11 protein-coding genes and 1 tRNA gene are annotated in these 13,066 nt (G+C 41.8%); 11 read left to right on the top strand and 1 reads right to left on the bottom strand.

Going from position 1 to position 13,066, the window contains the following annotated elements; genetic code table 11:
* Positions 1-87: 87 nt before the first annotated feature.
* Positions 88-861, top strand: a complete 774-nt coding sequence (locus L3V41_RS01715; protein WP_237127077.1) for a DUF4124 domain-containing protein — start codon at positions 88-90, stop codon at positions 859-861.
* On the opposite strand, the gene L3V41_RS01710 is transcribed toward L3V41_RS01715, so the two are convergent.
* Positions 856-1,317: a globin gene (locus tag L3V41_RS01710; RefSeq protein WP_062569820.1), complete on the bottom strand. Its 462-nt coding sequence runs from the start codon at positions 1,315-1,317 to the stop codon at positions 856-858. The genes L3V41_RS01715 and L3V41_RS01710 overlap by 6 nt on opposite strands.
* Before the next feature lie 243 nt (positions 1,318-1,560).
* Here L3V41_RS01710 and L3V41_RS01705 point away from each other — a divergent pair.
* The 10 genes from L3V41_RS01705 to L3V41_RS01660 all read left to right on the top strand — a co-directional run bounded on the left by L3V41_RS01705 (position 1,561) and on the right by L3V41_RS01660 (position 13,024).
* Positions 1,561-1,637, top strand: a tRNA-Met gene (locus tag L3V41_RS01705).
* Between the two features lie 309 nt (positions 1,638-1,946).
* Positions 1,947-2,402: a ribosome maturation factor RimP gene (gene rimP / locus L3V41_RS01700; RefSeq protein ID WP_062569821.1), complete on the top strand. Its 456-nt coding sequence runs from the start codon at positions 1,947-1,949 to the stop codon at positions 2,400-2,402.
* 38 nt (positions 2,403-2,440) lie between these two features.
* Complete coding sequence (nusA, locus tag L3V41_RS01695) at positions 2,441-3,940, top strand: transcription termination factor NusA (RefSeq protein WP_062569822.1); 1,500 nt, start codon at positions 2,441-2,443, stop codon at positions 3,938-3,940.
* A gap of 25 nt (positions 3,941-3,965) precedes the next feature.
* Positions 3,966-6,620 carry a translation initiation factor IF-2 gene (infB, locus tag L3V41_RS01690; RefSeq protein ID WP_062569823.1) on the top strand — a complete coding sequence of 885 codons (2,655 nt, stop codon included), beginning with the start codon at positions 3,966-3,968 and terminating at the stop codon, positions 6,618-6,620.
* Between the two features lie 110 nt (positions 6,621-6,730).
* Positions 6,731-7,135 carry a 30S ribosome-binding factor RbfA gene (gene rbfA / locus L3V41_RS01685; protein ID WP_054553174.1) on the top strand — a complete coding sequence of 135 codons (405 nt, stop codon included), beginning with the start codon at positions 6,731-6,733 and terminating at the stop codon, positions 7,133-7,135.
* Positions 7,135-8,079 carry a tRNA pseudouridine(55) synthase TruB gene (truB, locus tag L3V41_RS01680; RefSeq protein WP_062569824.1) on the top strand — a complete coding sequence of 315 codons (945 nt, stop codon included), beginning with the start codon at positions 7,135-7,137 and terminating at the stop codon, positions 8,077-8,079. The genes rbfA and truB overlap by 1 nt, the downstream gene beginning before the upstream one ends.
* A 109-nt stretch (positions 8,080-8,188) precedes the next feature.
* Positions 8,189-8,458, top strand: a complete 270-nt coding sequence (rpsO, locus tag L3V41_RS01675) for a 30S ribosomal protein S15 (protein WP_054553172.1) — start codon at positions 8,189-8,191, stop codon at positions 8,456-8,458.
* Between the two features lie 240 nt (positions 8,459-8,698).
* Positions 8,699-10,831 carry a polyribonucleotide nucleotidyltransferase gene (gene pnp, locus L3V41_RS01670; protein WP_062569825.1) on the top strand — a complete coding sequence of 711 codons (2,133 nt, stop codon included), beginning with the start codon at positions 8,699-8,701 and terminating at the stop codon, positions 10,829-10,831.
* A 128-nt stretch (positions 10,832-10,959) separates the two neighbouring features.
* Positions 10,960-11,838, top strand: a complete 879-nt coding sequence (gene nlpI / locus L3V41_RS01665; protein WP_062569826.1) for a lipoprotein NlpI — start codon at positions 10,960-10,962, stop codon at positions 11,836-11,838.
* Positions 11,822-13,024 (top strand): hypothetical protein, encoded by a 1,203-nt coding sequence (locus L3V41_RS01660; RefSeq protein ID WP_237127076.1) that lies wholly within the window; start codon positions 11,822-11,824, stop codon positions 13,022-13,024. The genes nlpI and L3V41_RS01660 overlap by 17 nt, the downstream gene beginning before the upstream one ends.
* The last annotated feature ends 42 nt before the right edge of the window (positions 13,025-13,066 follow it).

The following is a 13,066-nucleotide window of genomic DNA, read 5'->3' as shown; positions in this document are numbered from 1 at the left end:
TAAATCGATACGAAGTAAATGCAGATATAGATCGTGAAATTAATTAGTGTGTTAATATAAGGAACTAAACTCTAAAAGGGTGATGGCATGCAAATTCAGTTTAAAACAGTGATATTTTTGAGTTGTGCGTATTTAATGTTTACGAATGTAGTAAACGCGGCGGTTTACCAGTGTGAAAAAAACGGCGTGGTTGAGTTTAGCCAGCAACCATGTGGAAAGGACGCTAGATTAGTAATCATTCAAGAGCAAAATCCGCATGTTTCTAATCTATTTGAATCAGCACCTGTAAAGCCTGATTCTGGTGTAGATAGCTATATCCGAGTAAAGCAAATTGATGCCGAAATTCAACAGCACCACAACAAAATAGACACTTTAACCCAACGCTTAGATAATGATATTGCCAGCTTAAGTAAACAAGCTGACACACAATTGAATAATGTAGTGGGGAATAAAAAAGTAGCTGCAATTGCAAAACAAATGACTGCTACATCTCAGCGCTACAAATTACTTATCGATAATGAACAACGAGGTATCGATAGACTAAATACTGAAAAAGCGACGCTTTTAGCGCAAAGTGATCAAACTGTAGATACAGAGGTTGATAGTTTTATTCGAACACAGCAAATAAAACGAGAAATCACTGAGCATCAAAATAAGATTGACACACTCTATGCACAGCTAAATAGTCAACTGAGTCAACTTGAACAACAAACCCGCCCCCGTGCTGTAAATTTGACAGATGTGAGTGCTGACGAAGCATTGTCTGAGAAAATGAGCGCTGTAACGAGTCAATTTGATACTCTAATTGCGGTTGAGCAACGCCAGATTGATAGGCTAAACACTGAATTAGGGCAATTATGAACTTAGCTGTGTTGCTTGCCTTTGCGCTAAAGACACAACATTACTATATGAAAAAAGATAGCTTTTAACGATATTCTTAAATATTAATATTGCTTGTAACCATGCCTGACTTAGGTGACTATTCAATTTAATTGATTGTTTTTGAAGGGTGTCCCAAAAAGCATCACAAAGTAAGTCAATGTCAGTACAATTAACGTTTAAAAAGCTGAGATTGTTTGCCATATAGTGAATAAATGGGATCACAAGGGGTAAATCATCTAAATGATTTATTACCTTATTAAGTGCACAATATAAAATGTAGCTTTGCTGATTAATGCTTTCTTGACTTGGAATTGTCATTTGCAGCGGCTTTTCACTCATTAACGAATGAAATGTCTTTGTAAATTGATGAAAATCCGGTTTTATCAGCTCAACATTTTGTTGTAAAAGCTTTTTTTGAAAAATAGATAGACTCATTAATTATCGCTTAATAGCACTCGCTATAGTTTTTCTTATTATAATACCAACTATAGACCACTTTTCTCGAAAATAGGAAATTAATGACAGGGCTGTCATAATGTTTTTATCTACAAAATAGTCTAACTAATTCACCCAATGAGGTTGCTAATTGAGCGCTACGTGCTTATAATAGCCGCCATTGATTTGAGGTACTTGTCACTCAAACTGCGATATTTAGCAATTAGCTTTAATATCCATTGGCGCGGGATGGAGCAGCCTGGTAGCTCGTCGGGCTCATAACCCGAAGGTCGTCGGTTCAAATCCGGCTCCCGCAACCAACTCAGTGTTTACACAGTAATGTGATAAACATACACAGTAAGTTAGCTTACTGTATTGAAGTCGCGCATTCTGGGTAATGCGCGTTTTGCGTTTAGGCTATCTAGTTTAATTTAGTCAGATAAATGACTCGCAACCAAGCTTGGCCCTAGGCCACACAGTTTTATGCTTTAGGTGTGACGCCCCGCTTGGTTCGGGGCGTTGTTGTATCTGGTCTAGCATGATTTACTTAATACCCCAGTGGTATAAATCATTATTAAACTCAGTATTCAGGGCTATATGCCCTTTTTTTGTTTGTATGGAGGATTTTCGTGACAAAACTTGAGCAAGATTTAGTAACCATGCTCTCACCAGCCGTAGAAATGTTAGGTTTTGAGTTACATGGTCTTGAGTTTGTGCAAGCTGGTCGCCACTCTACATTACGTGTTTACATTGATCACGATGCAGGGATTACGGTTGATAATTGTGCCGATGTAAGTCGTCAAGTTAGCGCGATTTTAGACGTAGAAGACCCGATTACAAACGAATATGATTTGGAAGTTTCGTCTCCTGGTGTTGATCGTCCATTATTCAAACAAGATCACTACGAGAAGGCGCAAGGAGAAGAGGTACGCGTGCGTACTAAGCTTCCGCAAGATGGTCGCCGTAATTTTAAAGGCGATTTAGTATCAGTTAGCAGTGATATGATCACACTTTCGGCAGATGGCACTGAGCATATGATTATGCTAAGTAACATTGAACGTGCGAACATCATCGCAAAGTTTTAATTCGAGTGCGAAGGAATAGGGCAAGCGAGGCATAACCCATGGCAAAAGAAATATTATTGGTTGCTGAAGCCGTCTCCAATGAGAAAGCGGTTCCAAAAGAAAAGATTTTTGAAGCGTTAGAGTTCGCATTAGCGACTGCGACAAAGAAAAAACACGATGGCGAAATCGATGTTCGCGTATCAATCGATCGTAAAACAGGTAATTACGACACGTTCCGTCGCTGGAAAATTGCAGAAGTTCAAGAAGACGGTTCGTTAGAACACCCTTACAGCGAAATTACGTTGGAAGCAGCGCAAGTTGAAGACCCTGAGTTACAACTAGGTGATTACGTAGAAGAGCAAATTGAGTCAATCAAGTTCGACCGCATTACAACGCAAATGGCAAAGCAAGTTATCGTGCAAAAAGTACGTGAAGCTGAACGTGCGTTAGTTGTTGAAGAATATAAAGATCAACAAGGTGAGTTGGTGACAGGTGTTGTTAAAAAAGCAACGCGTGACGCTATTGTACTTGACCTAGGTAACAATGCTGAAGCGGTTATCTACCGTGATGACATGTTACCGCGTGAAAACTTCCGTCCAGGTGACCGTATCCGTGGTTTGCTTTACGAAGTTAAACCAGAAGCACGTGGCGCACAGCTATTCGTAACGCGTTCTAAGCCTGAAATGCTGATGGAACTTTTCCGCATTGAGGTGCCAGAGATTGGCGAGGAAATGATTGAATTACGTGCCGCAGCACGTGATCCAGGTTCGCGTGCAAAGATTGCAGTAAAATCTAACGACAAACGTATCGACCCTGTAGGTGCGTGTGTTGGTATGCGTGGCGCACGTGTTCAAGCTGTGTCAACTGAGCTTGGCGGTGAGCGTGTTGATATCGTTCTTTATGATGATAACCCTGCGCAATTTGTTATCAATGCAATGGCGCCAGCTGAAGTGGCATCTATCGTGATGGACGAAGATACACATTCAATGGATATCGCTGTAGAAGCCGATAACCTAGCACAAGCGATTGGTCGTAACGGTCAAAACGTGCGTCTTGCTAGTCAATTGACTGGTTGGGAATTAAACGTCATGACTGTTGATGACATGCGTGCGAAGAACGAAGCTGAATCAGACAAATTAATCAACTTATTCACTGAGTACCTAGACATCGATGATGAGTTTGCAACATTGCTTATCAACGAAGGTTTCTCAACACTTGAAGAAGTTGCTTATGTTCCTGCATCTGAATTCTTAGAAATTGACGGTTTAGATGAAGAAACAGTTGATATTTTACGTTCTCGTGCAAAAGACGCATTAACAACAAAAGCGCTTAAGACAGAAGAAAGCCTTGATGGTGCAGAGCCTGCAGAGGATTTACTAGCACTTGAAGGTCTAGAACGTCACCTTGCATTTGTAATGGCAAGTAAAGGTGTAATAACACTTGAAGACTTAGCTGAGCAAGGTATTGATGAGTTAGTGGATATCACTGACCTTTCAGAAGAAGAAGCTGGCAAGCTTATTATGGCTGCGCGTAACATTTGTTGGTTCGCAGACGAGTAATTTATTAACGGAGGTATTACACACTATGGCAGAAGTAAATGTTGAAAAACTAGCCGGAGATATTGGTACAACTGTTGATAAATTATTACAGCAGCTTGAGCAAGCCGGTATCAAAAAACAAGCAGGTGATATGGTAACAGAAACTGAGAAGTCAACGTTACTTGATCACCTGAGTAAGCAGCATGGTGGCACGGGCTCGGAAGGCCCTGCTCGCATGACTTTGCAACGTAAGAGCAAAAGCACGTTAAGTGTAACTGGCTCTACAGGTAAAGCGAAGTCAGTCCAAGTAGAAGTACGTAAAACGCGTACCTACGTAAAGAAAAGCGCCGTTGAGCAACAGCAAGAAGAAGAGCGTTTAGCTGCAGAAGAAGCTGCTCGTAAGGCAGCAGAGCTTAAAGCCCAGCAAGAAGCTGAAGAGCTTAAAGCGAAACAAGAGGCAGAACGTAAAGCTAAAGAAGAAGCTGAGCGTAAAGCCAAAGAAGAGGCTAAACGCAAAGCTGAAGCTGAGCGTAAAGCGAAACAAAAGCAGATGACCCCAGAGCAAAGTGCTAAGTCTGAAAAAGATCGTGCCGAAGCTGAGCGTCTGCAAAAAGAAGCAGAAGAGGCCGCATTGAGAAAAGCTGAAGAAGAAGCGAAACGTCAAGCAGAAGAGGCAAGAAAGCTAGCTGAAGAAAATGAAGCTCGCTGGAAGAAAGAAGAAGAAGAGCGTAAGCAGCGTGAAGAAAACGCTGATCACCATCTTACGACTTCAACTTACGCGCGTGAAGCAGAAGATGAATCTGATGCACGTGAAGAGCAAAGTGCTCGCCGTAAGAAAAAGAAAAAAGGACCTCAAAAAGAGAAGGCTCCTTTACCTAAGGGTAAAAAAGGCAAATTAAAAGCACCAACTTCACTACAGCATGGTTTCCAAAAGCCAACTGCAGATGTTAAAAACGAAGTACGCATTAGTGAAACAATCACAGTTGCTGAACTTGCATCTCGTATGGCTGTTAAAGGTGCTGAAGTTGTTAAAACAATGATGAAGATGGGTGACATGGTTACCATCAACCAAGTGATTGACCAAGAAACAGCACAACTTGTTGCTGAAGAAATGGGCCACAAGGTTATTATCGTTAAAGAAAACGAATTAGAAGAGAAAGTACTCAACGACCGTAGCGAAGAAGGTACAGCTGTACCTCGTGCTCCAGTTGTAACCGTAATGGGTCACGTTGACCACGGTAAAACGTCAACACTTGACTACATTCGTTCAGCAAAAGTTGCATCTGGTGAGGCGGGCGGTATTACCCAGCATATTGGTGCATACCACGTTGAAACTAACGGTAACATGATTACCTTCTTAGATACGCCAGGTCACGCCGCGTTTACATCAATGCGTGCACGTGGTGCAAAAGCAACGGATATCGTAATCCTTGTTGTTGCTGCGGATGATGGTGTAATGCCACAAACTAAAGAAGCGGTTCAGCACGCCCGTGCTGCTGGCGTTCCTTTAATTATCGCAGTAAATAAGATGGATAAAGAAGGTATCGACCCAGATCGCGTTAAGAATGAGCTAGCTCAACTTGATGTAATCCCTGAAGAGTGGGGCGGTGATACGCAGTTTGTACATATCTCTGCAAAAACAGGTTTAGGTATTGATGACCTACTTGAAGCAGTCCTAATGCAAGCAGAGCTTCTTGAGCTTACTGCGCCTGCAGAAGGTATGGCGGCGGGCGTTGTAATCGAATCACGTCTTGATAAAGGTCGTGGTCCAGTTGCATCAGTTCTTGTACAATCAGGTACACTGAATCAAGGTGATATCGTACTGTGTGGTCTTGAATATGGCCGTGTACGTGCGATGAAAGATGAGAACGGTAAAGACATCAAGTCTGCGGGTCCATCTATCCCAGTTGAGATTTTAGGTCTCTCTGGTATCCCTGCTGCGGGTGACGAAGCAACAGTAGTTAAAGATGAGCGTAAAGCGCGTGAAGTCGCACTTTACCGTCAAGGCAAGTTCCGTGAAGTGAAGCTTGCTCGTCAACAAAAAGCGAAGCTTGAAAACATGTTTACGAACATGGCTGAAGGCGATGTATCTGAAGTTAATATCGTTCTTAAAGCTGACGTACAAGGTTCAATCGAAGCAATCGCTGATTCATTAACTAAGCTTTCTACTGATGAAGTTAAAGTGAAGATTGTTGGTTCAGGTGTAGGTGGTATCACTGAAACTGATGCAACGCTTGCAGCGGCGTCAAACGCGATTGTTGTTGGCTTTAACGTACGTGCTGATGCATCAGCTCGTAAAGTAATTGAGTCAGAAAACTTAGACTTACGTTACTACAGCGTAATCTACAGCCTGATTGAAGAAGTTAAACAAGCGATGTCAGGTATGCTTGCACCAGAATTCAAGCAAGAGATCATTGGTCTTGCTGAAGTTCGTGACGTGTTCAAGTCACCTAAGATTGGTGCAATCGCAGGTTGTATGGTTACTGAAGGTATCGTTAAGCGTAGCGCGCCTATCCGTGTACTTCGTGATAACGTGGTTATCTATGAAGGTGAACTTGAGTCACTGCGTCGCTTTAAAGACGACGTTGCTGAGGTTCGTAACGGTATGGAATGTGGTATCGGCGTTAAGAACTACAACGATGTTAAAGTTGGCGACCAAATCGAGGTATTCGAGACGGTTGAAGTACAACGTTCACTTTAATTTCGTTTAAGTTATTGCTTTAAATGGGGGCCTAGCCCCCATTTGTGTATTCGTAATTAAATTAACTTATTCTTTAACATCAATAAGTTATTATTTTAGAGTGAAATGAAATGAGAGAATTTTCTCGCACAGATCGTGTTGCTCAGCAAATTCAAAAAGAGATTGCTGTTATTCTTCAACGCGAAATCAAAGATCCTCGCCTAGGCATGGTGACAGTGTCTGCGGTTGAGGTATCTCGCGACTTATCTTACGCAAAAGTATTTATCACAGTGTTTAATACTGATGATGAAGATAAAGCCAAGCAAAGTGCTAAAATCTTAAATGAAGCAACGGGTTATATTCGTTCTTTATTAGGTAAACGCATTCGTGCGCGCATCATGCCTGAGTTACGGTTTGTAATCGATAACTCGCTTATGGAAGGTATGCGTATTTCAAACTTGGTTGATTCTGTTATTCGTGAAGACAATGCCAAGCATGTAGACGAAGATGACAGCGAAGAAGGCACTAAAGACTAATGGCTAGACGCACTAAAGGTCGTGCTATTGACGGCATTTTATTACTTAATAAGCCGCAAGGTATTTCATCAAACAAAGCGTTGCAGCAAGCAAAGGGAATTTACTTTGCTCAAAAAGCGGGCCATACCGGTGCGCTTGATCCGCTCGCGACGGGGATGCTGCCTATTTGTTTTGGTGAAGCGACTAAGTTTACCCAGTTTTTGCTAGATACCGATAAAACTTATGTCGTTCGTGCCAAGCTAGGTGAGCGAACTACAACGTCTGATTCAGATGGGGAAGTGGTTGAAACGCGTGAAGTCTCGGTAACACCTGAGCAATTAGCTGAGCAAATTGCCAGTTTCTTAGGTGAGTCGGATCAATATCCTTCGATGTACTCTGCGCTTAAATACCAAGGTCAGCCTTTGTATAAATATGCCCGCGAAGGCATTGAAGTGCCGCGAAAGTGTCGAAAAATTAATGTATTTAGTTTAACGCTTGATGAGTTCGATGAAGCGAATAACGAAGTACAAATGACGGCACATGTGTCTAAAGGCACCTATATTCGTACTATTGTTGACGACTTAGGTGAAAAGCTTGGCTGTGGTGCGCATGTGATCATGTTACATCGCAGTGCAGTTGGCCATTATCCAAGTGAGAAAATGGTCACTCTTGAACAACTTGAAGAAAAGTTACAACAAGCAAAAGCAGATGATGTTGCGCCTTCAAGCTACCTCGATGAACTCCTACTGCCAATGGATACTGCTTTGGTTGACCTACCTGTGATTGAAATTACACACGAGCAGGGCGTGGCATTTAGTCATGGTCAAACTGTAGTGATTGGTAAGCCTGTACCAGATGGTGCGGTAAAAGTAATGGCTGATGGGGTATTCATTGGTACCGGTGAGCGCCATAAAGATGGTCACTTAAAATCAAAGCGCGGTTTATCAAATCAACTGCCTGAGTAAAGATTACCTTGTAGTTATTAGCAAAGCTGGGTAGAATACGCCCGCTCAATCGTTTTGGCTGAATTAGTGATCGGCTAAAACACAATTTAAATTAATTTTTGGAGTTACTATGTCACTAAGCAATCAAGAAAAAGTTGAAATCATCGCTAAATTTGCACGCGCTGAAGGCGACACTGGTTCACCTGAAGTACAAGTTGCACTTCTTACTTTCGATATCAACAAGCTTCAAGGTCACTTTGCTAGCCACAAGCACGACTTCCACTCACGTCGTGGTCTTCTTCGCAAAGTAAGCCAACGCCGTAAACTGCTTGATTACCTTAAAGGTAAAGACATTGCACGTTACACTGCGTTAATCCAAGAGCTTGGCCTACGTCGCTAAGAACTAGATTACGAGAAAAGGGGCTATTTAGCCCCTTTTTTTGTGCGCGTATGAAAGGTATACTAGCGCACACCTAGGGAGTGGATGCTTCCTAGATATCAAAAACATCATTGCCAATTGTAGTACTTAATTGATTTTGCACAAGTTCAATTAAGTACTGTAATTGGTACTTTGATGGACTATTTTTACCAATTCGGAGCGCTGCTCTGAGTTGCTTTTACATTTAAAGGATATTTTTAAGTGCAAGCAATTATTAAAGAATTTCAACTAGGTCAACATACTGTGACTCTAGAAACAGGTGCTATCGCACGTCAAGCTGACGGCGCAGTACTAGCAAGCATTGGCGATACTTCAGTATTGGTTACTGTAGTTGGTAAGCGTGATGCACAACCAGGTCAAGACTTCTTCCCACTAACAGTTAACTACCAAGAGCGTATGTACGCTGCGGGTCGTATCCCTGGTGGTTTCCTTAAGCGTGAAGGTCGTCCTAACGATGGCGAAACGCTTATTGCTCGTCTAATCGACCGTCCAATCCGTCCTCTTTTCCCTGACGGTTTTGTAAACGAAGTACAAGTAATCGCGACAGTTGTTTCTGTTAACCCAGAAATCCAACCTGATATGGTTGCTATGATTGGTACGTCAGCAGCACTTGCTATCTCTGGTATTCCATTCAATGGTCCTATCGGTGCATCACGTGTTGGTTTTATCAACGGTGAATACGTACTTAACCCAACACTTGCTGAACTTGAAGAAAGCCAATTAGACCTAGTTGTTGCTGGTACTGATAACGCAGTACTTATGGTTGAATCAGAAGCTGAAACACTATCTGAAGACGTCATGCTAGGTGCGGTTGTTTATGGTCATGAGCAATCTCAAGCTATCATCAACGCAATCAACGAATTCAAAGCAGAAGCAGGTAAACCTGCTTGGGATTGGACAGCACCAGAGAAAAACATCACTCTTGCTGAGAAAATCTCTGCAATCGCTGCTGACAAAGTAGGTGAAGCATACCGCATCACTGACAAAGTAGCGCGTAAAGAAGCATTAGGTGTAGCGAAAGAAGAAGTAGTTGCTACATTAACTGCTAACCTTGCTGAAGGCGAAGAGCTAGATACGCAAGAAGTTGGCAAGCTATTCGGTTCTTTAGAGAAAGAAATCGTTCGTGGCCGTATCATCGCTGGTGAAAAACGTATCGATGGTCGTGAACCAGATATGGTTCGTGCACTAGACGTAATGACAGGTGTGTTACCGCGTACTCACGGTTCAGCAATCTTCACCCGTGGTGAGACACAAGCACTTGTGACTGCAACATTGGGTACAGAGCGTGATTCACAGTTAATCGACGATTTAACTGGTACTAACAAAAATCACTTCATGCTTCACTACAACTTTCCTCCGTTCTGCGTAGGTGAAACTGGTTTTGTAGGCTCACCTAAGCGTCGTGAAATTGGTCACGGTAACCTAGCTAAGCGTGGTATCTCAGCGGTACTACCTACGCTTACTGACTTCCCATACTCAATCCGTGTTGTTTCAGAAATCACTGAATCAAATGGTTCATCGTCTATGGCATCAGTATGTGGTACGTCATTAGCGCTTATGAATGCCGGTGTACCAATTAAAGCATCTGTTGCTGGTATTGCGATGGGTCTAGTTAAAGAAGGCGAAGATTTCGTTGTTCTTTCTGATATCTTAGGTGATGAAGATCACTTAGGTGACATGGACTTTAAAGTAGCGGGTACTTCAAACGGTATCACAGCACTACAAATGGATATCAAAATTGAAGGTATCACTAAAGAAATCATGCAAATCGCGCTTAAACAAGCGAAAGCAGCACGTCTACACATATTAGGTGTTATGGACGAAGCGATTTCAGCTCCTTCTGAAGAGTTATCTCAGTTCGCACCACGCATCTACACAATGCAAATTCCTGCGAAGAAAATTGCTGAAGTTATTGGTAAGGGTGGCGCAACTATTCGTCAACTTACTGAAGAAACTGGCACGACGATTGAAATCGAAGATGACGGTACAATCAAAATCGCTGCAACTGACGGCATAAGCGCAAACGATGCTATCAAGCGTATCGAGCAATTAACTGCAGAGCTAGAAGTAGGGACCATCTACACAGGTAAAGTGGTACGTATTGTTGATTTTGGTGCGTTCGTTAATATCCTTCCGGGTAAAGACGGTCTAGTGCACATTTCACAAATCAGCACAGAGCGTGTTAACAACGTAACTGATCACCTAAGCGAAGGCCAAGAAGTACAAGTAAAAGTTCTTGAAGTTGATCGCCAAGGTCGTGTACGTTTAAGCATTAAAGAAGCGATGGAACCAGCTGCTGAAGAAAAAGCAGAAGAGCCAAAAGACGCTGAATAATGATTGATTGACCAGTAATTTACTGGATATCAGAAAAAGGGGCTGTTTAGCCCCTTTTTTTATGCTTTAATGAAACCTATTAGCTTCGACTTTGTCTACAGAGCATTCTTCAGGTATTAAGGATTTTAATGAATTTTAAACACTTAGCATTGACCGCCGTGGCTCTTTTTTCTTTAAGTGCATGTCAAACAACGTCACAACCTGAGTCTTTGCCTATTGTTAATGTGCCATTCACAGCGCCGTTGGCTTCTGATTTTCGCAATGAAATTACGATTGCACGCTATTCAGAGTTATTAAATAGAACGGATCTAAGCCCAGAGCAGCAAGCAAAACTATATTACGATCGCGGTGTGCTATTTGATAGCTTAGGGATGTCAACATTGGCACGAATAGACTTTAATCGTGCTATAAAGCTTAAACCAGATCTTGCTGAAGTCTATAATTTTTTAGGTATTCATCACACACTTATGCAGCAATACGAACAAGCGTATGAGTTTTTCGATTCAGCCTTAGAGTTAGATGAGCAGCATGAATATGCCTATTTAAACCGCGGTATTGCGCTTTATTATGGCGAACGTCCATTACTGGCTGCGGATGATTTACAACAGTTTCTAAATCGAGCGCCGAGTGATCCTTATCGTGTGCTTTGGTTGTACCTCGCTCAAGCAGAAGCAAATAAAGAGCAAGCGTTGCTTGATCTTAAAGCGAATGCACAAGGGGTTGATGAATCACAATGGGGTTATCAACTTCTAGCACTTTATTTGGGCGATATTAGCGAATTTGAGTTTTTATCTGGCATTATCGAAGGCGTAACGTCAGAACAAGAGTATGCTCATCGTTTATGTGAAGCCTACTTTTATTTAGCTAAATTACATCAAGCTGCTGGTGATAGCTACCTCGCTGCTGATTACTTTAGATTAGCCCTTTCTACAAATGTGCATGAGTTTGTTGAATATAAATACGCACGTTTAGAGCTTGAGTTAATGGCTGGTGAAGACGCGAGCTAATCAGTACCTGTTAGTAGGGTTATTACTGAGTTTGTCTGGACTCTCAAGCTCAGTATCCTACTTTTCACCGTCTTATCTTTATTATATTGGCAAAACACCTTCCCAAACTGCTGCTATTTACTATTTAGCACCTCATGTTGTTAATACGCAATTAGCTAGACTCAGTACTTCACAACTTCGTCATTTGGCTGAGCTTGATAATACCGATGCCAAATATCAGCTAGCTTTGCGTTTTTTACAGCAAGGTAATGTTTCTGCGGCGCAATTGTGGTGGCAAACCCAGTTTGACTTCTTTGACTTGCAACAGCAGCAAAACCTCGCTAAGCAATTAGTAATAAACGAGCAGTGGAATGCTCTGGAGTCATTATGGAAGACAAATCGATTACCCGATGGTGACGCTAAGCAAACATGGCTTTTACAACAAAGCATGCCTACTATTAAAATAACAAGCGAGTATGCCAATTTACATAATTTTGCCTTGTCGTTAGACGCTATTACAACAAATCCAACATGCCATTTTAATGTGTTAATGATGGCGGATCATAAAAGTGGTATTGCTGCTTTACAATCTTTTAAAGGCCAATATCAGTCTAATCCAGAGCCTGCCATGAATAGCTTTTGTTTTAGCGATGTTGTTTATGTAGGCAACCAATATCGCTGCGAGGAAAATAATAACGCATTGCAATGTGACTGGAGAGAAGCAAAGAACCACACATGGCCAGCTGGTTTTGACTTTATTGTCATGATGTCGAAAGAGGGGAGTGCAAACGTACAAGGTGGTATTATGCATATTAATTCATCCCAATCATATGCAGTATTTCTACATGAGCTAATGCACTTTAATGGTTTTGAGGATGAATACCCATTGCCAGAACAAAAACAGCAATGGTTGTGCCAGCAAGAAGGGCTAGTGGCGCCTAATTTATTTATTGCAAGTAACAGTTTGCCGCCAAAAGGATGGCAGAAAAGTGTGGCTTGCAAAAACCAAATGGCTTATAAACCCAGTCTTCATTGGTCAATAATGCAATACCAAAAGGTGGGATTATCTGAACAATATCGCCAACTTTGGTTAAAACAAATTAACTCCCCCTTAACAAAGCCAGTAAGGTACACTGATTATTTTGCCTTTATTGGTGTAAAGCCTGTAATAACAACAGCTTTAAGCTCTAAAGAATTTTCTGACTAATCGCTTATTTATTGCTATTTTAATACGTAAAGTGGTTAAAAG

It is taken from the genome of Pseudoalteromonas sp. L21 (genome assembly GCF_021728035.1).
GTDB lineage: Bacteria > Pseudomonadota > Gammaproteobacteria > Enterobacterales > Alteromonadaceae > Pseudoalteromonas > Pseudoalteromonas arabiensis.
This window is presented reverse-complemented; position numbering and strand designations above follow the sequence as displayed.

Bases quoted from the DNA above. Each gene is read 5' to 3' on its own strand.
- nusA (WP_062569822.1), top strand. From the start codon at position 2,441: ATGGCAAAAGAAATATTATTGGTTGCTGAAGCCGTCTCCAATGAGAAA.
- L3V41_RS01710 (WP_062569820.1), bottom strand. From the start codon at position 1,317: ATGAGTCTATCTATTTTTCAAAAAAAGCTTTTACAACAAAATGTTGAG.
- rbfA (WP_054553174.1), top strand. From the start codon at position 6,731: ATGAGAGAATTTTCTCGCACAGATCGTGTTGCTCAGCAAATTCAAAAA.
- infB (WP_062569823.1), top strand. From the start codon at position 3,966: ATGGCAGAAGTAAATGTTGAAAAACTAGCCGGAGATATTGGTACAACT.
- truB (WP_062569824.1), top strand. From the start codon at position 7,135: ATGGCTAGACGCACTAAAGGTCGTGCTATTGACGGCATTTTATTACTT.
- L3V41_RS01715 (WP_237127077.1), top strand. From the start codon at position 88: ATGCAAATTCAGTTTAAAACAGTGATATTTTTGAGTTGTGCGTATTTA.
- rpsO (WP_054553172.1), top strand. From the start codon at position 8,189: ATGTCACTAAGCAATCAAGAAAAAGTTGAAATCATCGCTAAATTTGCA.
- nlpI (WP_062569826.1), top strand. From the start codon at position 10,960: ATGAATTTTAAACACTTAGCATTGACCGCCGTGGCTCTTTTTTCTTTA.